This is a genomic window from Streptomyces sp. NPDC052114 (assembly GCF_040680155.1).
GTDB lineage: Bacteria > Actinomycetota > Actinomycetes > Streptomycetales > Streptomycetaceae > Streptomyces.
Genome location: NZ_JBFAWC010000010.1, coordinates 111,652 through 136,907, shown reverse-complemented (window position 1 = coordinate 136,907; position 25,256 = coordinate 111,652). Strand labels below are relative to the sequence as shown.

At 68.4% G+C, this 25,256-nt stretch carries 26 protein-coding genes; 16 read left to right on the top strand and 10 right to left on the bottom strand.

Annotation, left to right across the window (positions count from 1 at the left end):
* Positions 1-107: 107 nt before the first annotated feature.
* The 4 genes from AB0L89_RS22980 to AB0L89_RS22965 all read right to left on the bottom strand — a co-directional run bounded on the left by AB0L89_RS22980 (position 108) and on the right by AB0L89_RS22965 (position 6,366).
* The gene (locus tag AB0L89_RS22980) at positions 108-404 is read right to left on the bottom strand and encodes a hypothetical protein (protein WP_365143759.1); all 297 of its coding nucleotides are present in this window, start codon (positions 402-404) and stop codon (positions 108-110) included.
* The gene (locus AB0L89_RS22975) at positions 391-4,986 is read right to left on the bottom strand and encodes an RHS repeat-associated core domain-containing protein (RefSeq protein ID WP_365143756.1); all 4,596 of its coding nucleotides are present in this window, start codon (positions 4,984-4,986) and stop codon (positions 391-393) included. Before AB0L89_RS22975 ends, AB0L89_RS22980 begins: the two co-directional genes overlap by 14 nt.
* A gap of 139 nt (positions 4,987-5,125) precedes the next feature.
* Entirely contained in the window at positions 5,126-5,767 is a 642-nt protein-coding gene (locus AB0L89_RS22970; RefSeq protein ID WP_055698660.1) for a hypothetical protein, read from the bottom strand.
* Between the two features lie 71 nt (positions 5,768-5,838).
* Positions 5,839-6,366: a DinB family protein gene (locus tag AB0L89_RS22965; protein WP_365143753.1), complete on the bottom strand. Its 528-nt coding sequence runs from the start codon at positions 6,364-6,366 to the stop codon at positions 5,839-5,841.
* Positions 6,367-6,517: 151 nt separating this feature from the next.
* Here AB0L89_RS22965 and AB0L89_RS22960 point away from each other — a divergent pair, with 151 nt between their 5' ends.
* The 5 genes from AB0L89_RS22960 to AB0L89_RS22940 all read left to right on the top strand — a co-directional run bounded on the left by AB0L89_RS22960 (position 6,518) and on the right by AB0L89_RS22940 (position 12,976).
* Positions 6,518-7,216 carry a hypothetical protein gene (locus AB0L89_RS22960; RefSeq protein WP_365143750.1) on the top strand — a complete coding sequence of 233 codons (699 nt, stop codon included), beginning with the start codon at positions 6,518-6,520 and terminating at the stop codon, positions 7,214-7,216.
* Positions 7,217-7,380: 164 nt separating this feature from the next.
* The gene (locus AB0L89_RS22955; RefSeq protein WP_365143747.1) at positions 7,381-8,058 is read left to right on the top strand and encodes a hypothetical protein; all 678 of its coding nucleotides are present in this window, start codon (positions 7,381-7,383) and stop codon (positions 8,056-8,058) included.
* Between the two features lie 218 nt (positions 8,059-8,276).
* The gene (locus AB0L89_RS22950; RefSeq protein ID WP_365143744.1) at positions 8,277-9,110 is read left to right on the top strand and encodes a hypothetical protein; all 834 of its coding nucleotides are present in this window, start codon (positions 8,277-8,279) and stop codon (positions 9,108-9,110) included.
* Positions 9,111-9,351: 241 nt separating this feature from the next.
* Positions 9,352-11,592 carry a hypothetical protein gene (locus AB0L89_RS22945; RefSeq protein WP_365143741.1) on the top strand — a complete coding sequence of 747 codons (2,241 nt, stop codon included), beginning with the start codon at positions 9,352-9,354 and terminating at the stop codon, positions 11,590-11,592.
* Positions 11,582-12,976, top strand: a complete 1,395-nt coding sequence (locus AB0L89_RS22940; protein ID WP_365143738.1) for a hypothetical protein — start codon at positions 11,582-11,584, stop codon at positions 12,974-12,976. Before AB0L89_RS22945 ends, AB0L89_RS22940 begins: the two co-directional genes overlap by 11 nt.
* 240 nt (positions 12,977-13,216) lie before the next feature.
* Here AB0L89_RS22940 and AB0L89_RS22935 read toward each other — a convergent pair whose 3' ends face one another.
* From AB0L89_RS22935 to AB0L89_RS22915, 5 genes are all read right to left on the bottom strand, one after another.
* The gene (locus AB0L89_RS22935) at positions 13,217-13,708 is read right to left on the bottom strand and encodes a hypothetical protein (protein WP_365143735.1); all 492 of its coding nucleotides are present in this window, start codon (positions 13,706-13,708) and stop codon (positions 13,217-13,219) included.
* Between the two features lie 161 nt (positions 13,709-13,869).
* Positions 13,870-14,727, bottom strand: coding sequence for a hypothetical protein (locus AB0L89_RS22930; protein ID WP_365143732.1), 858 nt, complete (start codon positions 14,725-14,727; stop codon positions 13,870-13,872).
* Between the two features lie 46 nt (positions 14,728-14,773).
* On the bottom strand, positions 14,774-15,352 hold the full coding sequence (locus AB0L89_RS22925) for a hypothetical protein (RefSeq protein ID WP_365143729.1): 579 nt from the start codon (positions 15,350-15,352) through the stop codon (positions 14,774-14,776).
* 164 nt (positions 15,353-15,516) lie between these two features.
* Complete coding sequence (locus tag AB0L89_RS22920; protein ID WP_365143726.1) at positions 15,517-16,821, bottom strand: putative T7SS-secreted protein; 1,305 nt, start codon at positions 16,819-16,821, stop codon at positions 15,517-15,519.
* Positions 16,822-16,823: 2 nt separating this feature from the next.
* Positions 16,824-17,138 carry a hypothetical protein gene (locus tag AB0L89_RS22915; RefSeq protein WP_365143723.1) on the bottom strand — a complete coding sequence of 105 codons (315 nt, stop codon included), beginning with the start codon at positions 17,136-17,138 and terminating at the stop codon, positions 16,824-16,826.
* Between the two features lie 563 nt (positions 17,139-17,701).
* On the opposite strand from AB0L89_RS22915, the gene AB0L89_RS22910 reads away from it, so the two are divergent.
* The 6 genes from AB0L89_RS22910 to AB0L89_RS22885 are packed head-to-tail and all read left to right on the top strand — an operon-like array spanning position 17,702 to position 21,621.
* Positions 17,702-18,001, top strand: a complete 300-nt coding sequence (locus tag AB0L89_RS22910) for a hypothetical protein (RefSeq protein WP_365143720.1) — start codon at positions 17,702-17,704, stop codon at positions 17,999-18,001.
* Complete coding sequence (locus AB0L89_RS22905) at positions 17,998-19,356, top strand: hypothetical protein (protein ID WP_365143717.1); 1,359 nt, start codon at positions 17,998-18,000, stop codon at positions 19,354-19,356. The genes AB0L89_RS22910 and AB0L89_RS22905 overlap by 4 nt, the downstream gene beginning before the upstream one ends.
* 46 nt (positions 19,357-19,402) lie before the next feature.
* Positions 19,403-19,786 (top strand): hypothetical protein, encoded by a 384-nt coding sequence (locus tag AB0L89_RS22900; RefSeq protein WP_365143714.1) that lies wholly within the window; start codon positions 19,403-19,405, stop codon positions 19,784-19,786.
* Between the two features lie 7 nt (positions 19,787-19,793).
* Positions 19,794-20,432, top strand: coding sequence for a hypothetical protein (locus AB0L89_RS22895; protein ID WP_365143711.1), 639 nt, complete (start codon positions 19,794-19,796; stop codon positions 20,430-20,432).
* Entirely contained in the window at positions 20,429-21,019 is a 591-nt protein-coding gene (locus AB0L89_RS22890) for a hypothetical protein (RefSeq protein ID WP_365143708.1), read from the top strand. The genes AB0L89_RS22895 and AB0L89_RS22890 overlap by 4 nt, the downstream gene beginning before the upstream one ends.
* Entirely contained in the window at positions 21,016-21,621 is a 606-nt protein-coding gene (locus tag AB0L89_RS22885; protein WP_365143705.1) for a hypothetical protein, read from the top strand. The genes AB0L89_RS22890 and AB0L89_RS22885 overlap by 4 nt, the downstream gene beginning before the upstream one ends.
* 94 nt (positions 21,622-21,715) lie before the next feature.
* Here the strand turns inward: AB0L89_RS22885 and AB0L89_RS22880 are convergent, their stop codons facing one another.
* A complete protein-coding gene (locus AB0L89_RS22880) occupies positions 21,716-21,943 on the bottom strand; it encodes a GntR family transcriptional regulator (RefSeq protein ID WP_365143702.1) in 228 nt (75 codons plus the stop codon).
* 161 nt (positions 21,944-22,104) lie between these two features.
* On the opposite strand from AB0L89_RS22880, the gene AB0L89_RS22875 reads away from it, so the two are divergent.
* The 5 genes from AB0L89_RS22875 (at position 22,105) to AB0L89_RS22855 (ending at position 25,254) form a co-directional block, all read left to right on the top strand.
* The gene (locus AB0L89_RS22875) at positions 22,105-22,254 is read left to right on the top strand and encodes a hypothetical protein (RefSeq protein WP_365143699.1); all 150 of its coding nucleotides are present in this window, start codon (positions 22,105-22,107) and stop codon (positions 22,252-22,254) included.
* Complete coding sequence (locus AB0L89_RS22870; RefSeq protein WP_365143696.1) at positions 22,251-22,598, top strand: hypothetical protein; 348 nt, start codon at positions 22,251-22,253, stop codon at positions 22,596-22,598. The genes AB0L89_RS22875 and AB0L89_RS22870 overlap by 4 nt, the downstream gene beginning before the upstream one ends.
* Positions 22,599-22,802: 204 nt before the next feature.
* Entirely contained in the window at positions 22,803-23,477 is a 675-nt protein-coding gene (locus AB0L89_RS22865; RefSeq protein ID WP_365143693.1) for a hypothetical protein, read from the top strand.
* Positions 23,468-24,562: a hypothetical protein gene (locus AB0L89_RS22860; protein ID WP_365143690.1), complete on the top strand. Its 1,095-nt coding sequence runs from the start codon at positions 23,468-23,470 to the stop codon at positions 24,560-24,562. The genes AB0L89_RS22865 and AB0L89_RS22860 overlap by 10 nt, the downstream gene beginning before the upstream one ends.
* A 113-nt stretch (positions 24,563-24,675) precedes the next feature.
* Positions 24,676-25,254, top strand: coding sequence for a hypothetical protein (locus AB0L89_RS22855; RefSeq protein WP_365143687.1), 579 nt, complete (start codon positions 24,676-24,678; stop codon positions 25,252-25,254).
* The last annotated feature ends 2 nt before the right edge of the window (positions 25,255-25,256 follow it).

Below are 25,256 nucleotides of genomic sequence, written 5' to 3'. Positions count from 1 at the left end.
TCTTCACGCACTCCGGGCCCTGCCATCAAAGATTCAGCAGCGCCAGTCCTCACCGGCGCTGCTTGGTCCGCCTCTCAAAGAGGGGCCGGTGCTCGGTGCGCTCAGCCCTACTGCCCCGTCACCCAGGCCGTCATCCGGTCGACGACGGCCGCCAGCTGCCCCGCGTCGCCCAAGCGCAGATGCTCATCGGTCACGTGGCCGTCGGACATCTCTCCCAGCTGCAAGTGCGCTTCGCCGGTTTCCCACACCGTCAGTTCCGCGAGACGCTCGGGCCCGTCGACGCTGAGGGAAGCCCCTTGCTTGACGCGACCGGGCACGGGACCCTGCCAGGAGACCTCATACCGCGAAGTGTCGAGCTCGGCGACCAGCCGGTCGTACAGGGCGAGCAGGTCAGTGAGCTCCACCGGTGAATTCCTCCTTGGTCATGATCTTCTCAATGTTCCGCACCTCGGGGAACTCCGGCAGAGGCAAACCCTTGCGGGCGGCCATTCTGCCCCGAAGGGAATTCGGGCCTTCGATCTGGGACCAGCCGGGTTCGCCGCCGGGGCGCAGGGAACTCAACGGTACGTCGTACTCCACATAGCTCGTGCCCGGCGCCGCCTGACGCCCGTACGCAGAGGGATCCGGCGGATTCGCCACGTAGGAACGGTCACCCGCTCCCGGCTGAACCCTGCCCTCCGACACCATCTTGTTGTACTCGTCGTCGGACATCCAACGCCCCACACGCGTCCACTCCTCGTCGACCTCGTCGCAGGAGAGCCCGAGCGGGTCCACCCATGCGGTGGGATTGGGGACATAGGAGTGGTGATTCGGTGCCGGAGCGAGGCCGAGCGGATCAGGCGACTGATAACGCGCCGTATCCGGCTCGTAATAGCGAAAATGGTTGTAGTGAAGTCCCGTTTCCTCGTCGAGGTATTGGCCGGGAAAACGGAGAGGGCACGTTGCGCCACCGCGGGAATCACCGGTCACACGCGATCTGCCGGTGGAACTTCCCCAGAGAGCGTGGGCAGAGCTCCATGCCACCGATCCGCTCTCGTCGACCAGCTCTGTGGGTGTGCCGGTGAGGTCGGTGATGATGGCGTAGAAGCGGGCGTCGATCTCGTCCTGCGGAACCTCCACCCCGGTGTCCAGTGCGCGGTGCTCGCTCTGCGCGACGGGACGCAGCGAATCAGGCTTCCACTGCCACGTGGTGACGTTCTTCTCTCGTGTGCTTCCGTCGACCCGCACCTGTTCAGCGATTCGCGCGCCGTCCCAGACGAACGAGATGCGTTCGAGCTCCCGTCCGTCCGCTCCGTGGTGCCGCTTCTCCACACGGCGTCCCAACGGGTCGTAGCGATAGTGCCAGGTCGTTCCGTCGGGGACGGCCGCACGCACGAGCCGGTCCTCGGCATCCCATGCGTACGTCCAGACCCGGGACTTCCCGGAGAGGAGTTTCTGGGACTTACGGACGGTCCGACCCTGGGCGTCGTACTCATAGAAGGTGCGCCCCGCACGGTGCAGCAAGGTGCCGCTGTAGTGCCTGTCGCCCTGCACCGCGGAGTCGGCCGCGTCTCCTTCGCCGGCGGTGGGCCAGGAAGCCGATGAGACATTCCCCGAGCCGTCGTACGCGTAAGACTCGGACCAGTCCTTGCCGTTGACCTCGACCACACGGCCGGCCCGGTCCAGAACCAGACCTCGCGTGCTCCCGTCCTGCTCCGCGATCCCCGCGAGGTGCCCGTCCCGGTGGTAGCGGAAGTCTCGTCCCCATGCGGAGCCAGCGGCCGCAGCGCCCATGAGCGACTGCCGCGTCAGCCGATGATTGTCGTCCCACTCCTGCGCGAGCAGCACGCCCGGGAAGAGCAGCCGTTCGACCTCATGGCCCGATCCGTCGTAGGCCATCTCCATGCTCCGCTGGGCCACGCGCAGCCCGGTGGGACGGTTGCCTGCGTCGTACTCCCAGATGGCGGGGACGCCGCTGGGAGTGGTGAAGCTCGTCCTTCGACCGTTCGCGTCGTAGGAAGCCCTCGTGGACGCCCCGTTGCAGCTCTCCTCGACAACCCGGCCCAGACGGTCACGGACGAAGTGGATCCGCGTGTGCTCGTTCTCGGCTCCGATGAGTCGGTCCGCGGTGTCGTACGCGTACGTGGTGATGCGGTCGTCGCAGCTCTGCTCGACCACCTTGCCCATCGGGTTGCGGATGAATCGGGTGGTCTGCCCCGCGCCGTTGACCCGCTCCGCCAGCCTCCTCGCGGCGTCGTAACGGTAGGCGAGGGTACGACCGTTGAAGTCCGTCTCGGTGACGACGTCGCCGACCGAGTCTCGCGCGTAGGACCACACCAGGTCCCGCGCGTCGCGTACCTCTCGAAGACGGAGCTCGGTGTCATAAGTGAACTCGAACCGCGAGTCGTCGGGGTCGATCCGCGCCGTAGTCAGGTTGAAATGGCCGGTCTCGAAGCGGGTCAGGGCTCCACCAGGGGCCCGGTGCTCCACCAGGTTCCCTTCTCCGTCGTGGCCCCAACGCTCGGTGGTGCCATCCGCGTTCACCCTGCGGCTGAGCTTGCCTTCAAGCGTCCACGTCAGTGCGGTCGTGCCGCCCAGCTGATCCCGTACGGCGACTATCCGGCCGAACGTGTCCCGTTCGAACCTGGTCGTCCAGCCCAGTGGGTCGATCTCCGCGACAGGCAGTCCGTGGGCGTCGCACTCGATCAGGCGCTCCGCTCCCAACGCGTCCACCACCGCAGCCAGGTGGCCCTGCCCGTCGTAGCGGTACCGCGTCGGGGAGCCGGTGGGGTCTGTGGTCTCGACCAGGTTGCCCCGCTCGTCGTAACGGTGCCGCCAGACAGCTCCGTCGGAGTCGACGACCTCGACCGGTAGCCGCAGCTCGTTGAACGTGGCACTGAGCCCGGCTCCGTCCGGCCGCGTCACCGAGGTGAGGTTGCCGTATCCGTCATGGGTGTACTCGGTACGCGCCCCGTTCGCGTCGGTGCTCGACGTGAGGTTGTTGTACCGGTCCCATTCGTTGCGCCTGACGTTTCCAAGCGCGTCGGTCTCCGCCGTGACCTGGAGCAGATCGTTGTAGTCGTAAGTGGTGGTGAAGCCCAGGCTGTCGGAGTACCTCGTGCGTCGCCGTTCCGTGTCGTACGCGACGACGCAGTCGAGGAAGCCGTCGGCACCCTCGCCCCTGACGACACGGTGCCGCTCGTCGTACGTGAAGCGGTACCAGGAGCCATTGCGGTCCGTCCATGACGAGATGCGGGACTCGTCGTCATAGGCGAGGCGGAAAGGAAGCCCACTGGAGTTGTAGATCTCGGTCAGATTGCCACGGTCGTCGTACGCGTAGCGCAACAGCTCCGTGTCGTCCGGCTTCCCGCAAGCGGTGTCGCCCTTCACCCCCTGCGTCCCGGGCACACTGATGCGGATGATCCGGCCGCCCTCGCTCTCGACCACGACGCGATGTCCACCGGAGTGACGCATCGCCGTGGGAGTGCCGTCCTGCTCACGGTCCACGGTGACGCGGTGACCGTTGCGGTCCGAAATCGCCCGCAAGGGAAGTGTGAAGGCGGCTTGGTCCGCCCCTGCGCGGTCGAGCGGGGAGAAGTGACGGACGTGCCCGGTGCCGGGGTCGGTGATCCGCAGTGGCGCGCTGCCGCCGTCCCACTCCAAGGGCCAACGAGGACCTTCGGCCGGCATGACCACGGCCCCGGGGCTCGGGACCGGGTAGGACAAGATCATGCCGTCCTCGCTCGCGAACAGGACACCCTGCTCATCGAGCTCGAGGCGCTCGTCGAGGGTGGAGGCCCACGACTCGCCGAAGTACCGCCCCCACCGGTAGGTGGACAGGTGGGTACGGCGCAGGACCATCGGCAGCAATCCCGGAAGCGCGAAGTCCGTCTTACCCATGATCATTTCGCCCGTGACCATGTCGATGGGGTCGCCGTTCTTGCAACGGCCCTTGGTGGGCTTGCTCTTGGCGACCGCGTCGTCGGCGCCCTTACGGAGCCCTCCCTTGCCCAGCCCCTTGGCCATCCCCTTGAGACCGCCCTTGGCCAAGCCCTTCATGCCCTTGGCGAGTTTGGCGGCGGTGGTGAGGCCCTTGCCGCCCGGGATGCAGTCCATGGCGGCGAAGGCCACATCCATCAAGGTGGCTTGGCCTTTCGCGTATTTACTTAGTGTGTCCGCGAGGACAATGGCGCCCGCGACGATGACGATCGCGGCGAGGATCGGGCCGCCCACGATCATCGCGATGACGCCCACGACGGCGACGACGACCTTGCAGACGGCGACGATGGTGTCCCAGTTGTCGGAGACCCAGTCGCCGATCTCCTCCCACCACTTACGGTTCTGGATCCCCGCGTCGGAGGCCTCGTCGATCTTCCGCTTGGCGGTGCCCGCCGCGTCCTGCCGGATCTTGCGGGCGTCCTCGGCCATCTTCTTCGCGGCCTCAAGCGCGCTCTGCGCGGAGTCGACGTCGCCCTGCGCGGACTTCTGTGCCTTCTCGGCGGAGGCGGCGTTGCGGGTGGCGGCCTTGACCTTGTCCGGATCCGGCTTGGGCACGTCCTTGCCGGGCTTGTCCTGATACTTGTCGGCTTCCTTGCCGGCCTTGTCCACCCAGGAGTCCGCCGAGGACAGCCGGGTCTTGGCACTGCTGAGATCGGCCTGGGCCTCACGGCCCTTCACCAGGGCCTTGTCGGCCATGGTCTGGGCACGCTCCAGTTCCGGCCAGTACCCCGACAGCGCGTCGCCCGCCATCTCATAGCTCTTCTTGAGCTTCTTCAGCTTGCTCGGCGCGTCCTCGAACTTCTCCGTGAACGCCTCGGCCGTCTGCCCGGCCCACTGCAGGATGGCGTCCTCGCCCGCCATGCCCTTGATGTCCCGCAGGACTTTGCCCACGTCATCGGCGAAGTCATGCAGACTCCCGGCGAGCTTGCGCACCCGCTGCGGATCACCCGGCGTCGGATCCTTGTCCAGGTCCAGGACGTGCCAGTCCGACGGCCGATGGCCCCCCATGTCTCTACCCCCGTCACGTTTGCAACTTCGATCACCGTACGCGAGTACGAAGCTACTAGCCGAGACATGACAGGTGGAAGGCGATCGGCCCCCAGGCGCGTCCCCGTCGGTGGCGTACCGGCGCTTCCTGCTCCGCGAATTACTCCGCGAAGCGGAACGTAGAAGTCACCGCGTCGAAGATGTCGAAGAACGAGTCCGCGAGGTCGAGGATCTGGCTGCTGCCCGAGACCAGGGCGACCTTGCCCTGTTCGCCCGGGAGCGGGATGAAGGTCTGCATCAGGACCACGCGCATCGTGCGGTCGTCGCCGGTCACGGTGACGTCCTCCACGCCGTACGTGCGGGCCGCGAGGCCCACGCCCGGGATGTCGACCGTCGTGACCTTGCGCCACGCGTCGCCCTCGCGCTTGGCCTCGCGCACGCCGAGCTGGGCGACGATGCGCTCGGGGTCCGTCGGCAGGACGTCGCCGTTCGGGGTGCGGGCGCCGACCAGGGAGACGGTGACCGAGCCCGTGATCGGCGTATCGCCGCCGAAGCTCTCCGCCATGCAGCCGCAGTACAGCGCCCCGGACTGCCACGCGTCCTTCGACGCCTTGCGCAGGAACGCCTCGAAGGTGTCGCGGTGCGGGGCCAGCTCCGGGCGGGCGCGGACCCGGTCGTTGAGCATCTGCCGGATGGCGGCGTCGCGCGACTCGGGACGCACGTCGAACTCCCACCACGTCTCCGGGACCTTGATGCTGAATCCGCCGCGCGCGATGGTCTGCGGTGCTGTGTAGCGGGCCATGGCTGGCACCCTCTCCGTCCCCCGGTCCGTCCCCCGGTGTGGCTGTTCTCCGGTCGGCCAGCCTACGTGGGCTATTCCCCGGTGGCTCCGTCGATCCGCTCCCTCAGCAGGTCGGCGTGGCCGTTGTGCCGGGCGTACTCCTCGATCATGTGCGTGAGGACGTAACGCAGCGAGTACGTGTCGTCACGGAAGTCGACGGTCGTGTCCAGGGAGTCCAGGACGTCCACGATCGCGCGGGAGCGCGCGCACTCGGCGTGCCAGACCTCGAACGCCTCGTCGGGGTCGGCGTCCGTCACGTCGAAGTCGGCGTGCTCGCCGGGGACGCGGCCCTGCCAGTTGGACGTGAGGGCCTCGCCGTTCAGGACGTTGCGGAACCAGCTGCGCTCGACCTCGGCGAGGTGCCGGACCAGGCCGAGCAGCGACATGTCCGAGGGCGGCACGGACCGCTCCCTGAGCTGCTCGGCAGTCAGGCCCGCGCATTTCATCGCGAGGGTTTCCCGTTGGTACTGCAGGAAGGCGGTCAGCGAGGCGCGTTCGCCCGCGACGGCGTGCGGGGGTTCGGTTCTCCGGGGCGCCTGGGGCAGGGTCTCGTCGGGCATCGGGCCATCATGCCGAGGGGGCGGCGGGTGGCGCTCGGGATTTCGGGGCGGGGCCACGTGTCTCCTACGTCACTGACGGCGCACCCACCGCTTCTGTAGCGTCGGACTCTCTGAACGCTCTCAAAAACCCTCGCCCCACCGGGAGTTGCCCGTGAAGCGCCGCCGTGTCCTGCCCGCCGCCACCGTCTCACTGACGGCGGCCACCGCTCTGCTCCTGACCGGGTGCGGAGGTGACGACGGTGATTCCGCCGACGGCGCGAAGGGACGGGAGTCGCAGGGCTCCTCACGCGCGGACGGCGACGGGAGCGGGGGCGGGGGCGGCTCCGCGGCGCCGGAAGTCGACCGCCCCGCCATGCATTTCCCCTCGGACATCAAGCTCACCTTCGAGAAGACGGAACTCTCCGACCCGAAGGAGGCCGCGGCGCTGAAGGACGCCGAGAACTACGCGCGTTCCACCGTGTACGGAATCGTCAAGCAGGACCCGGAGAACGCGGCGTACAAGTTCTACTCGGTGCCCAAGAGTCCCGCTCGCGAGTACGGGAAGTACCAGATCGGCAAGCACGCGTCGGGCGACCTGAGCCTGGCCGGCCAACGGCGCCACAGCGACGCGAAGGTCCGCCCGGAAGGGCCGGAAGGGAGCGGGGGCCGAAAGGGATTCGTCGTCACCTTCTGCTCCGACGAGAACGGCATCAAGGGGAAGGACCTGAAGTCCGGGGAGACGTTCTCCTTCGAGCCGGGCCCTCAGAACAAGTGGTTCTGGACCATCGACATGGTCCCCTCGAAGGACAAAGCGGGCCTTTGGCTCGCGAACCGTGTCGACGTGAAGACCAAGGCGGCGCAGTGCGGATAGTCGGCGCACGAATCGGCCGTTTTCACCCGGGATATCGGATATCGGATATCGGTGTCCGACCGGCGAGACATTCGCCGGTCGGCAAAGTTGGCCCTGGCGAAGGCCCTGGCCACTTCAGTACCTTCGGATGGCTTGTCGAACTGTCGCCCCCATGGGAGTCACACGTGAACCGCAGCCGCCTCCGCCCCATCGCCGTCTCACTCACGGCCACCGCCGCCCTTCTGCTCACGGCGTGCGGGGGCGGGGACGGGGACGGGGGCTCGGGGAAGGACAAGATCGCCGGGGCGGACGGGGGCGCGGAGAAGAGCACGTCGCCGAGCGACAAGGCCGGCAAGGACGCCGACATCATCCGGCCGGAGATGCAGTTCCCCTCGGACGTGGAGCTCGTCTTCGACAAGGGCACCGCGACCGCCGAGCAGTCCGCGGCACTGGGTGACGCCCAGAACTTCGTACGCGCCGTCATCTACGGAATCGTCAAGCAGAACGCCGACGACGCCACGTACAAGTTCTACTCGGAGATCCAGAGTCCCGCGTGGAAGTACGCGAAGCAGCAGATCAAGGCCAATGTCGACGCCGGCGTGACGGTCACCGGTGAGAGCCGTTACACCCGTACGCAGGTGAAGCCCGTCGAGGGCACCAAGGACGTCGTCGTCACGTTCTGCAGCAACGACTCGAAGTTCTACAGCAAGGACGTCAAGAGCAAGAAGACGCTCCGCACCAAGGAAAGCCTCAGGGACTACTCCCACTGGCAGATCGGCATGACTCCGGCGCACAAGACCAAGGGTCTGTGGCACGCCAAGGCGATCCAGGTGCAGGAATCAGCATCCCAGTGCAGGGGATGACGGGGACAACGGGGATAACGGGGAAAATCATGCGTAAGGCACTCACCGTATCGGCAATCTGTGCCTCTCTGATCGCGCTGACGAGCACTCCCGCCATGGCGGGCCTCGGGCCGGGCCGCGGAACCGCGGAAGCCACCGAAGGCCCCGACCGCACCTACGGGGCGAAAGTCACCATCAAGTACACGTCCTCCGGAAAAGGGGGAAACGGTTCGGGCCCTGTGACATCCGTCGACCCCAACTGGACGCCTCCCGCTTGCTGGTACGCCCCGGAGTGGAAGGCCACCGAGTTCCGGGACTGGCGGCAGCGTCTGAACTACATCGCGGTGCACGACCCGGGGGCCGGTGATGCCCGTACGGAGATCTCGGACGAGAACGAGAACTACGCCCGCGGCGATTACGACAACTTCAACATCGACAAAGAGAAGGAAGGCATGTGGTGGGGTGCGCAGCAGAACCCCGATGCCCCGCTCGATGAGCAGATGAAGTGCGACCGGGATCCGTTCTGGGTCAAGAACGGCGAGATACCGGAGGACGTTCCCGAGGTCATCAAGCCGGAGACCCTCGCGGGCCTCGCCTACAACCAGATCCAAGTCCCCGGCACCAAGGTGTCCCTCGCCCCCGGCGGCGCCTCCAAGGTGAACCTCCCCACCTGGGCCTGGCTCGACAAGGGTGAGTTCAAGCCCGTGTCCGTCACCGCCTCGCTCGACGCCCCGGGGCTGCACATCGAGGCGACCACCACCGCCACGCCCGTCTCGCTCACCATCAAGCCCGGCACGGACGACGCCAAGCTGCTGCCCGGGTCCGGTACGTGCGAGATCAACGACGACGGTTCGATCGGCGAACCGTACGCGAAGGGCAAGGCGAAGCAGACCCCGCCGTGCGGCGTCGTCTACCAGCGCTCCTCGGGCGACGGCACGTACGACCTCCAGGCCACCGCGACTTGGGAGATCACCTGGGAGGGCACCGGCGGAGCCAAGGGCACGCTGCCCAACGGCGAGTACGGCAACGACCAGGCCGTCAAGGTCGAGGAGATCCAGTCGGTCAACCGCTGAGGAGAGTTGACGGACGGGGATGGGCGGGGATGGACGGGGATGGGCCGGGGGGCGGCCGGCCGCACGCCCCGTCCCCCCGCACCCCTCATCACAGCCCCATCACCATCCTCGCCCTCATGGGCAACCGATCCGTCGCGGAAGTAAAGTGCGCCGAATGGATGAGGGGGACATCGGGACCATGGAGGCTCGGAACACAGGGGTTGCCGCCGCTCGCAGGCGGTGGCGGCGCGGGATTCGCAGTTTGCCCCTCCTCGCCGCCTACGTCTGTCTGCTCCTCCTCGGCACCGCGCTCACCGCTGCCGTCACCGCCGCGCCAGCCCACGCCACGAACAGCACGGACACCACCGCCACCACGGCCCACACCGCCACCACCCCCCGCAACAGCACCGGTACCCAAGCCACCACCCTCGCCGCCCACCTCCGCAAGAACCCCGTCTACCTCACCGACCAGCTCCCCCGCGCCGTCCCCCGCTCCACCGCCCCCGACTTCGCCGAGGTCGCCGAGCGGATCACCGAGCGGATCGGGGCTCGGACCTACGTGATCGTGCTGCCCGAATCCGGGACCTCCATGGAGAGCAAGGCCCTTCTCGGTGCCGTGCACGACCGGGTCGGGCGGGATGGGCTGTACGTGCTCGTCGACGAGCACTCCGTCGCGCAGGCCGTCGCCTTCGGGGTGCGCGCGCCCGCTGATGCCGCCTGGACGGCTCAGCTCTATGAACTTCCGTACGACGCCGGGCCGTTGCTCAGCTTCCAGCGGTTCGCCGATGTCGTCACGCTGGACGCGGACAAGGCCTCGAAGCGGGCCGAGGCCGCCCGTGAGAAGCATGCCCCCCGCGGTGCGAACGGTGGCGGCGGCGAGGAGCCCGAGCAGTTGCACATCGGTCCCACCGACCGCCGCAACCAGTCCTTCGTCACCGGCATCGCGCTCACCGGCCTCCCGCTGCTCGTCCTGTTGATCTCCCCGTACGTACGCCGATGGTGGCGGCGGAGGGGAACGTCGGCCGCGGACGTCGTCCCCCTGAGCAAACCCGTCTCCCTGGGCAAAGCCGTCTCCCTGGGCAAGGAGGACGGGGACTCGCCCCGGCCCCGCACTGGGCCCCGCCCCCGCCCCCGCCGGCTCCACTGGATCGAGGCCGCCGTCGCCGCGGCCCTCGCCGCCGCCGTCGCGGTCACGGCCACCGTCCTCTTCGACCAGACCACCTCCAGCGCCGCTCCCCCGCCCACCGCCGCCGACATGGCCTCCCGCGTGGACCGCGTCACGGACGGGCTGCGCCGCTCCCCGGTCTACAGCGACCCCGAGAGCCCCCGCCCGCTCACGGCCCGGCAGCTCTCCGACCTCCGTTCCCGTATGAAGGACGCCGACTACGGGCCCGTGCACGTCGCCCTCGTGCCCCAGACGACCGAGGACGAGTCCGGCGGCGACCCCGACGCCTTCGCCGACACCCTCCACCGCGAGCTCGGCAAGTCCGGGGTGTACGTCGTCGCCGATCCGCTCTCGGGCGACATCGACGTCGTCACGTACGGCGTACGCATCGACGCGAACCGCGTCGCCTTCGACCTGCCCGACGGCATCGCCTACGACGACGCGGACGACCGTTCCGCCGACCACCGGCTCGGTGAACGCCTCGGCGAACTCCTGACGTTCCTCGACGAATCGCCCCGCACGGACGCCCCAGAGACCTCGTCGGTCGGCTCCGGGGCGCCCGACCCGGTCGAGGACACGGCCCTGCCCCGCCTCTTCAGCACGGACTTCTGGCCCGGCCTCCTGGTGGGCGCGGTCGGGGCCCTGATCGTCCTTCTGGTGGTCGCCACCGTTCTCGGGATTCTGCGGCGCGCGGTGCCGGGGCTGCGTCCCCGCCGTCCCGGCATGGTGCGCACGGACGCAGGGAACGCGGACGAGGTCCGCATCGCCTTCCACGCGCCCACCGAGCCCACCGCCGCCTACCTCCGGCGGACCGCCCACGAGGAACTCGGCGCCCTGGGCTCGGAGTTCGACCCGGACGCGGCTCTGCCCTCCGCGCTCCGCACCCGCGTCTGGGACTGCCTCGACACGGCCACCCTGCTCGCCGACCGTGCCGCGGGCGGGCCCGACGGCCGTGTGGACGACGACGTGCCGCCCGCGGATCTCGCCGCCGCCGTCACGCTCGCCCGCATGGGCCGCGCCGCCCTCGCGAGCGGCGACACCAGCAAGCCGTGCTGCGCGCTCAACCCGCTGCACGGCCCCGCCACGGGCTGGCGCGACGCCCAGTACGCGCCCGAGGACACCCGGCGCCGCACCCTTCCCCTCTGCGACCCCTGCCGCACCTTCGTCGCCGAGAGTCCGGGCCTCGCCCACACCCGGCGCCTCACGCTGCCGCCGGCCGGCGGCGGGCGCGGCGCCGCCCGCGTCCTGTACGAGGACGCCGCGGGCCCACTGCCCGCCGCCCGCAAGGGAGTTCCCCGACTCATCCGCCAGGTACGGGAGTACGCCGGTGTCCAGTGACCCGAACCCTCCGAAGCGCCGTCGTCGCCCGGCGGCATCCGTCGCCGCGGCCCTCGCCGCCGCCGTCCTGGCCCTGCTGACGGCCACCGCGCCCGCGCTCGCCGCGTCACCCGGCCCCGGCCCCGGCCCCGGCCCCGGCCCCGGCGAGAAGATCGCGGAGGCGCTGGTCGAATCGCCGGTGTACGTCGATCCCTCGTACGCCGCGTCCGCCGTGACTCCCGCCCGGCAGAAGGAACTCGTCCGGCAGATCGACGCGACCGGCCTGCCCATCAAGGTCGTCCTCGTGCCGCTGGCCAAGGGCGACGCGTACAACGGCGACGCGGACACGCTGGCGGGCGTCGTACGCGACCGCCTCACGGACCGCAGCCCCGAGGCGGGCGGTGACCTCGTCCTCCTGACCACCGACGGCGAGTGGCGCGACTCGATCCGCGGCCATGAGTGGCCCGGCGACGCGCACCAGGCCGAGGCCGCGGCGAACGCCGTCGACCTCATGGACGAACTGGACGACGCGGGCCTCGCGGACCGGGCCGCCGAGGCCATCACCATGATCAAGCGGGGCAACGGCAAGGCGGAGTACGAGAAGCAGACGAAGAAGCTGGACGAGGACCTGGACCAGGACCGCGACGCCGCCGACAGGAACGAAGGCGGAGGCGGGAGCGGAGGCGACGGGAGCGGGCCCTCTTGGTCACTCATCACGGCCGTCGCCGCGCCGACGCTCGCTCTCGCGCTCCTCGCGGCCTTCCTCGTACGTTCCGCACGCCGCCGTCGCACCACCGCGGCGACCGGCGCCTTCGCCTTCCCCCAGGCCGTCTTCGCCGCCGCCCGCGCCGCCGACGAGGCCGAGCTGCGGCGGCGCGCGGAGGCGGAGGTCCTCGCGCTCGGCGAGGCCGCGCGGGCCGCGGACACCTCGGGCACGCCCGGTCTCCAGCGGGCCCTGGACGCGTACGACGCCGCGAACACCGTGCTCGACGGGGCGCGCGGGCTGCCCGACCTGGCCGGGGTGCTCGCCCTGGTGACGGAGGGCCGCGACGCCCTGGCCGGGGCGGCGGACCCGCTCCCCCTCTGCTTCTTCAACCCCCTGCACGGCCGCGCCGTGCGCACTGTGACCTGGCGCCCGCTCGGCCGCCGCGACCAGCTGCGCGTCTCGCCCTGCGCCGACTGCGCCGCCGCGGTGCGCGCCCGCCGGGCCCCCGAGGTGCTCACGGACACGGCGGGCCGCGACGGCCGCGCGATCCCCTACTTCGAGGCCGACGCGGAGAGCAGCGTGTGGGCGGCCACGGGGTACGGCTCACTCACCGGCCCCGACCCGGACGACGGGCTCGCGCGGCGGGTGGGGCGGGGGGACTTCTCGCGAGGGGGCATCTCGCGGAGGGACGGTTCGTGAGGGGGACGGTTCGCGGAGGGACCGCTCGCGGGAGCACGGCTGAGGCCGAACTCCGGTGCCCCCCGTGGTCATCCGCCCCGTCAGCCCGCCGCGGCGGCCACGCTGATCCGCCCGGCGAACGCGTCGAGCTCGTCCATGGCGCCGAGCACCCGTCGGGGGTCCGGGGCGCGTATCGCCTCGTCCACGCCCGCTCTCATGGGGATGCGGACCTTCGCGAGGCCACGGGAAAGGCTCAGCCGATCACGGCTTCCGGGCCGCCAGGACACGGAACTTGGGCAGCGCCCACTGGGTGAGCGGCGCCGCCAGCGGGATCAGTACGTAGAAGATCGAACCGGTGGCGAACCCGGTCAGACCGTTCAGCAGGGCACTGGCGAAGACCACCACCGGGATTCCGACGTCGCGCTGTGGTGAGCGCTCGTACTTCAGGATCAGTCCGATCACGAACGCGGTGGCGACGGCACTCGCGGGCCCCAGCACGTACCGCAGGACGACCATCGCGACGTCGTCCGACGCGGCGCCCGCGATCATGGCCGCGCAGTACAGGAGCGGGGGGACGAGGGAGATCACGCGCACCACGCCGACATCCTTGGCGTAAGCCCGCTCCGCCTCCTCGGCCGCCCTCTCCTTCTCCTCGCGGCTGCGGTCGAGCGCGGCGAAGTAGCGCGAGCCGGGCTCCCGCCGACGGCCGCGGCCCTCCCGGTGCTCCCGGCCCTCCTGACTCCCCCGGCTCACCAGGTGGATCCGACTTCGACGGTGTACTCGTTCTTGTAGTCCTTGTAGTCCTGGAACGACGCGAAGTACAGCTTGTCGGTCACGGTGTCGCCGGCCCGCGGCAATGCTTGGATTCCGTCACGGGGCCACGCCTGGCCCCGGTCACGGAAGCCCGCCTGACCTCAGTCATGCGGAACCTCCTCCACCACCGTCTCCCCGAACCGCCACGACCCCCGGTTCCCCGTCGCCTCCGCGCGCAGGCCCATCTCCCAGGCGATGCGGGCGGCCCGCCCGTGAGACACGTCGGGGAACTCCTCCGGCGGCACCTTGATGTACCCGCGCCGGTCGGCGGGATACGTACGCAGTGCCTCGCGCAGCCTCTCCTCCTGCTCGCCCGGCGCCGAGCGACCGCCGTTGCCGGCCTCGCGTACGGCGATGCAGCCCCGCCGGGTCATCCAGGCGACGGAGCCGAGAGCGGCCAGGGCCAGCGCCCCGGCGCCGAGCAGCTCGGCCGTGGCGTCCGCCTGCCCCGGGGTCTGCGGTGCGAGATCACCGTCCGGATCCTCTACGACGGTGAGGACCTGGCCGACGTCATAGAGGTCGGATGTCGTCTGCATCTCCGGGCCAGGGACCCTGGTGCCGTCCTGGTGCTCCAGGGTGTAGTGGGAGAGACGGCCTTTGCGGCCCTGAGGCGGGTCAAGACGTTCCTTCACGACCGTGGCGGTGACCTGTTCGCCACGCCCCTGAAGAGTGAGGTCGTCGCGCGCCATGCCGACGACGTGAGCCGCCGACGCGGAGGCGAACACGATGAACACCGCCGCGTAGGAGCTGGACTCCTTGGCCCCCAGCTTCTTGATGAACACGACAAGCAGCACGCCATGCGCAATCCAGAGGGGGATCTGGACAAGGGGGCCGAAGTCGTCCGCGACGAAGAACATGCCCACGATCACGGCGAGCACGTAGCAGCTCGTAGCGAGCGCCCACAGGAGGCGGTATCGCAGGCGCGCCGCGCCCACGTCACCCTTCGGATCGGCACTCACGCAGCTTCTCCGTTCATCAGGATTCGGGCTGCTCGGAGAACGGCCCTCATCGGGAATCGGGCCCGTCGGCCGACGAGGTGCCGTCCAAGGTCGGCTCCTCCGCCGAGACCGATTTCATGATGCCGCTGAGCATGTCGAGGTACTCGCTCCAGTGCTCTCTGTCCTCGGTCATGAAGACGAAGAGGACCGATCCGGGTCCGGTCCTCAGCGGCACGCAGACCTGCACCTGCCGGATCGTCGTGGGAAGGGGGTCGTCAAGGCCGAAGAGAACGCCCGGCAGTTGCAGGTCCTGATCCCGGATGCACAGGGCGGACGGACCGTACGGCAAAGCGATCAGCGCGACCTCGGCGTCCGGATACCGCTCGTGCCACTGGACGGCTGTGCGCCTGGCCGACCCCTGCCTGTCCTGGCTCTCCGGGCCGACGTCCGGTCGCTCCACGATGACGGACAGGGTTCCCTGGGAGAGCTCACCATCCGGCATGCGGACGAGGCAGGCCGAAATGTGCTCGGCTCCCGCCGCGATCACGGTCTGGAGTGCGTACTCCCCGGAGACGACCATGCTGAGCTTCTGCTCGGGCGTGGCGTCGGCGAACAGCCCGTCCACGCCCTCGGCCAACCGGAGCATTCGCTCCTCGGCGCCCTCCTCCAGATCGAACTCCCTGAAGCCCGGGGGAAGTTCGAACCAGAAGTCGGGGACCTCCGTAGGGGAGGGTGCGATCAGAGAGCCTGCGGCAGACGACGTGCCGGCCACTGTCTGACCGGCGACCAACGCCGAGTCGGCGGCTTCCATCAGTCCGTCAACTCCCAGGCTCCCAGACCGATGGCGCTGCCGATGGCGACGGTTCCGCCGAACTTGCCGCCGCCGGTTCCCGTGGCGATGTTGGCCACGCCTGTACCCCAGGTCGCGGCGTCGTACTTGCCGGTGCTCGTCCCGTACGCGTTGACCGCGGTCGGCGCGGTCCAGGCGAGCTGGGCCGCGGCCTGGACTCCTTCCGTGGTGGTCAGGGCCGCGCCGCGTGAGACTCCCAGCTTGCTCGCGGCGGCCATGATGGGCTTGTCGATCACCTTGGCGACCGGGTCCGCCTCCTTCGCCAATCTCTTCGTGACGGAAGTCGCCGTCTTGATGCCGACCTTGCTGCCCTTGGCGAAGCCCCCGGCTGATCTCGCCGCCTTGGCGCCGGCCAGGGCGCCGCCGAAGCCAGGCACCGCCCCCAGCGCGTCGCCACCCAGCGTGAGCCAGTTGCCGATGTTCTTGCCGGTGGGCGGGTAGAGCCCATTCCACCCATAAGCCGCCGCATGCGCGAAGAGTGCGACGGCGCTCAGCCCGACGGCCAGCGGCGCGAGCACCGGACAGAAGATGGCGATGACGCCGATGACGGAGGCCGCGACGGTGATCCAGTCCGCGTGACTCTTGATCCACTCGCCGATGTCGGCGAAGACGTCCGCCAGCTGTCCCGGCAGGTCGGCCAGCGCCTTGCCGAGGCTTTCGAGGGCGTTGCCGAGCTTCTCCCACATGCCGGGCTCGTTCGGCGCGATGTCCATCGCGGACTTCAGGCGATCGGCGATCTCCTTGCCGTACTCCTGATAGTTCTTCTTGATCCGGCGGCCCTTGCGGCGGAGCTCATCGAGTTCGAGGTCCTGGGTGTTGATGGCCCGATTGGCCTCTTTGACCTTGCCCTCGTGGTCCTTGGAGTCCTTTTCCTTCTTGTCCGCGTCCTTGAGCTCGTCCGCCTTGTCGTACGCGTCCTTCAGCGCCTTGCTGGCCACGGCCGCCTCGGCCTCCAGCTTCACGGCGGCCTTCTGCTTGCGCTCCATGTACTCGGCCCAGTCGGCCAACGCGGAGGCGGCGTCACGGAAGGAGTCGCGGGCCTCGTCCATCTTGGGGCGGAATTCGTCGTCGAACTTCTCCCGGAAGCCCTCCGCGGCCTTGCCCTTCCAGTCACCGACACCCGTGCCGTGCAGCACATGGCAGATCTCGACGAGCGCCTTCGCCGTCTTACCGACCTTCTTGGCCACGTCGTCGGCCACCGAGTGGTCGCCGGGACAGGGCACGAACCCCAGGGCGGGGAAGTCCTCAAGTACCGCTTCAGCCATGGCTACTTACCGCTCCCCTCGCCCTTGCCCTTGCCTTTCTCCCCGACCTTGGCGAGCTCGTCGTCCAGCTTCTCGAAGGACTCCTTGATCTTGAGCAGCGCCTCGGACGCCTTGCCGGAGAACTTCGTCAGCCGCTTGATCCCGTACGACCACTCGTCCCCGAAGTCGTCCATGCGCCGGGCGAGTTCGGGCACACCCATGGCGTCGCCGGTGACCCTCTCCATGTCCCGGCCCGGCTGTTTCATCAGGTCCGCGATGTGGTCGAGGTTGTGCCGTACGCGGTTCAACACCGCGTAGTCGACCGCCAGATCACTCATACCGATCCCCCGTCAACCCGTACTACTACACCCCTGTAGAGGAAAGCTATCATTGCCCGCACAGCCCCATCACGCCCCATCGCGCGCGGGTACGTGGACGCTCGAGAGCCGAGGTGCTCACGACTCGACGCGACCACCCGCCACCGAATTCGCATCAGTCATCCGTCAACGCCAGGGCAATTCATGCAGCCATAAAGAAGACCGGAAATACGTGGGATTCCATTCCCACCTTTTCTCGCTGCATGATGAAGCTAACATTCGCACAGGGAGACTTCCGCCCACTGGACGGGAAATTGACGGATCGCATACGCAGTCGCGCCGACTGAAACCGCGCCCGAACCTCCTCCGGCGTCGCGCCTCTAGTCGCACTGGCAAACGGGTACCGAACACCCGATACCCGGAAGCAACAAGCCAGACAGGGCCTCTCCACACGGGTTCTTCGCATCACGACACGATGACGGTCAACGAAAAGTCATGACTTGCCCGGAGATCTCCTCTGGCGGCGTCGGCAGCCCCTTGGATAACGTCGGCCCGTTGGAGACGCCATACGGGGAGAGTCCGCAGTGTCAGACCCAGACTTGACGGTCGATTTCGAGTTCCTCGCGGATTCGGAGCGCAAGCTCGGGCAGCTCAAGAAGACGTTCGAGGACATCGAGAAGCGTCGCGACGAGATGAACAAGCACTGGGGCTCCGGTGAGATCGCCGGGGCCATGGGTGATTTCGTCGACAACTGGGACGACTACCGCACCAAACTCGTCGAAGGCCTCGACTCGGTCGGCAAGCTCGTGTCCGGCACGAAGAAGGCATTCGAGGATCTCGAGAAGCAGCTGGGCAAGCGCAACGAGAAGAAGCCGAAGAAGTGACGACAGCGACATCCAAGCGCCGCCCGACGGACTGGCACCCGCTCTGCGACTCCGATCCGGTCCCCGGAGACCCGGAGGAGATCCGCGACGAGGTCAAGCACATGGTCTCGGTCGCCGAAAAGCTCCGGGCCCAGGCCAAGAACCTCAAGACCCTGAGCGAGGAGGACAAGCTCAAGGGGAAGTACGTCAAGCGGCTGCGCGAGGACTCCTCCACGCTGGAGAAGCACATGCGGGAGGTGGCCGGCCGCTACGAGCGCGTCCACGGCCACCTCACCACCTGGGCCAACGAGCTGGAGGACTTCCAGTCCGACGCGGACGACGTCCTGCGCCGGGCCAAGGAGAAGCAGGACGAACTCGAGACGGAGAAGGCCAAGAAGAGCGAGTCCGGCGACAAGGACACCCCGAATCCTTCGGTCAGCGGGACCGACCACGATCCGCTGCAGAAGTACCGCACTCAGCTGGACACCGTCACCGGTGATCGCGACACCCGTGCCAACCACCACGCGGGCAAGATCAGGGACGAGATCGACGACGTCATCGAGGACTCGTGGTGGGACAACGTCAAGGGGTGGTTCCACGACAACGCGGACTGGATCAAGACGGTCCTCGACGGACTCGGTTGGATCGCCACCATCGCGGGCATCGTCGCCATCTGGATCCCCGGCCTGAACGTCCTGGTACTCGGGATCGCCGTACTGACCATCCTGACCAGATCCATGCTGGTCGCCTCAGGAGACGCATCCTGGACCGACCTGGCCTTCGACGTCGGCGGCCTGCTCCTGATGGGCATCGGCCGCGGCGGCATCAAGCTGCTCAAGGGCGCGAACAAGGTCACCAGTACTGCGGCTCAGACCAGCCGGACCGCCGGGCTCAAGACGGGTCTCAGGTCGCACAAGGGGATGCTGAACGACCTGAGCAAGGCGATGGCGGGCGCGCAGGACGACGTGTCCCGGAAGTTCTTCTCGGACCTCCGCCACTTCACCCTGAAGAAGATCTCCAGGGAGGCCGGTCTGGTGGCCAAGGGCCCGACCGAGGTGTCCACGGCCTCCAAGTGGCTGCACCTCGGTGACGACGAGGCGGCCGGCCTGTTCGGCCAGCTCCGCTCGAACAAGGGTGCCTTCCCCGACGCCGTCGCGGGAGGAGCCTCCAAGCTCGGCCACGCGGGATACGTGGCGTCCGTGGGCGCCGCGTACGGTGGCATGGGCGTCGACGTCATGGACAAGTCGCTGAGCAAGAGCGACTCCATCGGCTGGCTGGACCAGCAGGGTCTGGTGCCGGGAGACAAGCCGTACAACGAGGACTACAACACCTGGAAGGAAAGCGGCTGGATGCCCGCCCCTGACACTCACTGGTGAAAAATCAGGTATGCCACCGGTCGACGCGGCAGAGAAAGCAGGAGACATGGCCGAGTCCCTCAGAGAGCAATTGGGCACGGGTCCCAATTTCAGAGTGCGCGTGACCATCATCGGCGCGCTGGTGTCCGTCGTCCCGCTGATCGGCATCGCGCTTCTGGTCCCGGACGGCAGCCGGGACGTCTTGTTCTGGATCTACTGGTTGCTGCTGACGGGATGTCTGCTCAACCTGGTGTGGATCCTGATCAAGAACCCCGTGCCCAGCAGGCGCCCCCCACTGTTGACCCGCGATCTCGCCATGGGCTGGGCACTCCTGTTGCCCAGTCTCTTCAGCTCCTTCTGGCCGGGAATCGTCGGAGCCCCCCTGTTCACCGTGCTGGTCGGCGCGACCTCGGTCGCAGAGAAGATGCGGAATCGCAGTGCAACACCCTGAAGACCCGGTGGCTCAGCCGGCGAGTTCCGTCGGGTCCGCCCGCGTGCCCAACGGCTTCAACCTCGTTCCACCGCCCGGCTGGGACACCATCCCGCTCCAGTCCGGAACCAGGGAAGCGATCCAGCGGATCGTGCGGAAGTCCGTGGCTCAACTCCCCGTGGGATTCCCGAAGGACGACATCCCCAAGGCCCGGCTGAAGCTCACGAAAGAGTTGAAGGAGACGGTGCGGCAGGCCCGTAAGTCCGACGGCCTGTCGCTCTACCTGCCCGTCGAGCCCATGCACGGAATGATCATCCCGGCATCGTTCGTTGCCTCCGAGCCGCTGACAGCCCCGCGGACAGGCATCGGGCCCGAGGCCGTACTCAGGGACTTGGCACGCGACGCGGAGAACGCGTCGGTACGCGAACTCGACGGAACGGCCGCCGTACGCACCCTGCAGAAGCTGCCCGCCGACCCCGCCAAGGGAGTAGAGGTGCCGTCCTGGCAGGTGCAGTACACCGTGCCGATCCCTGACAGTGCCCCCGCGCAGTGGCTGACGTTCTCCTTCAGCACGCTGGTCGCGCCGGACATGGACACCGAGTTCACCGAGACCCTGGTCGAACTCTTCGACGCCGTGATGACCACCTTCCGCTGGAGCTACGCATGATGATCGTCGTGACCGACTCCGACCCGGGCGTGTGGTTCCACATGCCGCTCACCGGCAGCAAATCGGAGTTCGCCCAGTGGCTGGACATGCACCTCGACGCGGTCGGCCTGGTCCACCGGCGCAAGCTCACCTGGCGTGAGAAGCGGCAGACGAAGAAGTTCCTCGAGGGCTCGGCCGCGATGCTGCGCGATCGGGTCGGGGCGGAGCAGGCGTTCGTCTTCGGGCCGATGCCACCGCAGGCCGCGCCGCTGGTGCTCTTCACCAAACAGTTCGCCTGCGATGAAGCGCACAGCCCCGAGCACCTCACCACTCTGGCCGTCCCCGCCCCTTCGGCTGCTCCGGGCCAGCGAGTGGAGACATCGTCGTTCACCTCTCCTCACTTCGGCGAGGGCCTGCGCTGCCTGCGCAGCTGGACCGGGCCCGACGGTGGCCTGATGCTCTCGGTCACGTACGCGTGGAACGACCCGGCCAACGACATCGACCTGGTCCTCAAGGGCCACTACGACGATCCGGCCCTCCTCGAAGCCTCCTTCGACGCCATCGACGACTTCGCCCGCACGATCCGACTGACCCCGGCCTCCGTGTGACCGTCGCCTTCTCCCTCGACACGGACAGCGACGCCACCGTCTGGCTCGGCATGCCCGTCCTCGGCGAAGGCCTGCTCGCCGCGCGGCGGCGCAAGAAGTGGGCCCGCCGCACATCGGAGCTGCTGTGGGCGCTCGTCGACGACGAGCCGGTCGACGCGAAGCAAGTCAAATCGCTGACGCATGAGTTGGAGACCACCGCCGAGGCGATCCCACGGACCGTGCCGGTGCACCAGCTCTTCCTCTACGTTCCGGACCCCCGCCAGGACTTCCTCATCCTCCTCGTGCACGCGGGCCCGAGCGAGGGCGCCGTCGACACGACGCTGGACGAACTGGTCCAGAAGAACGAGCCGGGCGCCGCCAGGCCTCCCGAGGTCATCGACTTCGACACCGAGCGCCTGGGCCGCGGCAAGCGCTCGATCCGACACTTCTACGCGTCCAAAGCCGAGGCCATGTGCTGCTCGGTGAACTACGCCTGGCGCATCGAGTCGCTCGGCATCGACGTCATCGTGCGGACGGTCGGTGAAGAGGTCGAGCGCATCACGTCGAGCATCGCGGACTTCGACGCATTCGCCCGAAGCCTTTTCGTGAACCCGGACGCTTGACGCTCCACGGCAGCCGAATCCACTGGCCTGTAAGCGAGTTGGGCTCCCTCATACCCGGCGGCATCCCCTACCAGTAAGGGACGTCGGCGCACAGTCACCTGTCGGCGACGAACGAGCCCATCCCGCGCGTGGTGACGATGAGGCCCTCCTCGCGGAGGGCGGCGGTGGCCTTGCGGACGGTGTCGCGAGCGACGCCGAACTCCTGCTCCAGCTTCACTTCGGAGATCAGCGCGCGCTCCGGGTACTCACCGCTCGCGATGCGCTCCCGGATCACCTCAGCGATCTGCTCCCACTTCGGCCTGGTCGGGTTGAATTCGAACACAAGCGAACTGTACGTACCGCCGTGCATCCGTTCATAGAGAGCCCCCTTGCTGGATATGGGTAGACAGGGGTCTGCAGATGACCCTACGGTGAACACAAGAGACCCCGGCGACGGATGGAGCCGTCCCGGGGCATGGCCGAACGCTTCAAAGGAGCGCCGACATGCTCGACTCTATCGCCCACCTCCTGAGGTGGGTTCTTGCTCTTGGCACCCCGCGCCCCCGCGCCCGCCGCCACGCCCTGTACCTGGCCACCCTCGGTATCGACGTGGGCCCGGACCACATCCACGGCGTACGGGTGGCCAGTCGGTGACGCCGCGCCCGCCGGTACGGATGTGCGTCCGCTGCCGCCGCACGACCGACGCCCCGGTCCTGATCCACGAAGTCCACGCGGCCACGGGCCCCGGCTTCAACGTCTACGCGTGCCAGGCCTGCGCCACGCTCTACCCTCCGCCCACCGACGCGCTGGAACTCCTCGCCACCATGCCCCGCCCCCGCCCCTCCCGGATGACGATCCGCGTCTACCGGGTCACTGGCGAAGGCGCGGCGATCGAGGACCGGCGCGAGACCCGCACCTGGACCGGCAGCAGCATCGACCCGCCGCCGGGCACCTCGACATGCCCGACGTGCGCCTGCCCGAGGTGCCGTCCCGCATAGCGCCGGCGAACACACGCCGAAACCCGACGACCCCGGCAGCCACAAGGCCGCCGGGGTCTTCCCCTGCCGCGCCCTTCGCGTCACGACACGGTGACAGTCGGCCGGGATGCGGCATCTTGTCCCGCTATCGAACCTGGCGGATCAACAACCACGCAGTTAACGTCGACCCGTTGGAGACACCCCTCGCCCCACCGGGAGCCGACCGTGAACCGCCGCACCATGCCCGTCACCGCCGCGCTCGCCGCGACCGCCGCCCTGCTTCTGACGGCCTGTGGCAGCGGGGACGACGGTGACTCCAAGGACAAGGACAAGATCGCCGGAGCCGACGAGAACTCGGCGAAGCCGGAGAAGTCCGAGGAGGCGTCGGGCGCCCCGGCCGCGGACAAGCCGGACGGCGTCGACGTATCGCTGCCCAAGAGCATGAACCTCGTCTTCGACTGGAACAAGCCGAAGGACAAGAACGAGGCGGCGGCGATGGACGACGCGGCCAACTACATGCGCGCCATCTACCGGGGCGTCGACAAGCGCACGACCAAGGACGCAGCCGTGACCGCCTACTCCACCGGCGACGGACTGCACTACGCGAAGGTGCAGATCAACAGCAGGATCGACGGCGGCTGGACGGCCACCGGCACCCGGCGCCACTACCAGGCCACCACCCGCTCGGGCCCGAACGGCAAGTCGGTGGAGGTCGCGTTCTGCGTGGACTCCAGCAAGTTCTACGGCAAAGAGGTCAAGAGCGGGAAGGTCCTGAAGAGCGAGCCCAGCATCAAGGACTTCGACCACTTCAAGATCGTGATGGTCAAGTACCCCACGGGTGACGACCTGTGGCAGGCCTCCAAGGTGTTCGTCGAGACGAAGGCGCAGAAATGCCAGTGAGCAGATCACGGCTGACAACGGCCCTCGGCAGCGGCGCGGCGACCCTGGCTCTCGCTGTCGGCACCATCACCTTCGCAGAGTCGGCATACGCGGCGGAGCCGTCCAGCAACGGCGACGGCGGCAGCACCGAGCAAAAGGGCGGCACCGACGAAACCGGCATCTACGCCGCCGCGAAGGTCCAGTACTCCGGCGCCGTCACCAAGAGCGGCGGCAGCGGCAACGTCGCTTCCGCGGACGTCAATTGGACTCCGCCGCCCTGCTGGTACGCACCGACGTACGGCGCCAAGGAATTCAAGAAGAAGATGTCCAAGGACCTCAAGGACGCCGCGGGCGCGCCCGGGATGACCGGGCACGCGGGCGCGGCGATCGCCGAGCTGCGGCGGCACTACGAGGACGACTACGGCTGGACCGATACCCCCGGCTACAAGGACTACAACGTCGACAAGGACGGCGAGGGGATGTTCTGGGCCGCCGTCGAGAACCCGGACGAGCCGGACATCCTCAAGCGGAGCTCGTGCAGCGACATTCCCTTCTGGGTCGAGAACGGCGAGGCCCCGCCGGCCCGGTACGAGCAGGCCATCTCCCCCGAGATCCTCGCCGGCCTCGCCTACCAGCACATGGAGCTGCCCAAGACGAAGGTCACCCTGGCGCCCGAGAACAACACCAAGGTGAACCTGCCCACGTGGGCCTGGCTCGACAAGGCCGCCTTCGACGAGGTCCGGGCGACGGCCGCCGTCGACGTCCCCGGCTTCAACATCCAGGCGACGACGACCGCGAAGCCCAAGTCGCTCACCCTCGACCCGGGCACCGAGGACGCCACGACCCTCCCCGCGAACGGTGAATGCCCCATCGTCGGCGGCAGGATCGGCGAGCCCTACGCGAAGGGCAAGTCCAAGGAGACCCCGCCCTGCGGCATCGTCTACCGCCGCTCGTCCGCCGGCGGCACGTTCCCGCTCAAGGCCGCCCTCACCTGGGAGATCAGCTGGACGGGGACCGGTCAGAACGACCCGGTCGGCATGCCCGACGGCACGATCGAGGTCGTGCAGGACATCGCGGTCGAGGAAGTGCAGTCGGTCAACCGGTGATCGCGGCGCCGCCCCTGCGTCGCGCCACGGCATCGGCGGCGGACACGACCACGGCCGACACGCGGCGGCCTCCGGGAAGCACCCACGCCCTCTAGAGAAGGAGCACGGCTCACATGTCGAACGAAGAAGATCGTGATCCCGGTCCGTGGGAGTACAGGGCTCATGCGGGAACCATCAGGAAGATGATTCCCGGCGATGTCATCGCCGCGGTACCGGCTGCCCGGGAGGCCGCCGAATCCGAGGGCCGCCGGTTGCAGTTCGACTTCTTCGACGACGACGCGGTCCTGAAGATGCTTCGCCTTCGCCATATCGACGACGAACAGCTGCGCAGCTCCGGGGTGAAAGCCGGAGTCCCCACCGCTTTGATCCTCTGCGGGCTCTTCTTCTACTGGGGCGGCTACGTCCAGTACTGGGAGTCCTCCAAGAACCAGTCCCTCTTCTACGCAGGGGCAGGCGTCGTCGTCGCGTGCACTCTCGCGTTCTTCATCACCAAGGCGATCCGGCAATGGAGCAACCGCCCTCGCCAGAAAGTCCGGGCCAGGGCGGCCGCGTACCGGAAGATCGCGCACATCGCGGCGGAGAACGGCGGCGATGTGCCGACCTTCTACCCGCACTACGGGCCGTACCCCTTCGCCGCGAATTTCCACGCGGATGCCGCCGAGCTCGACCTGCCGGAGAAGAACAGGTTCTGACG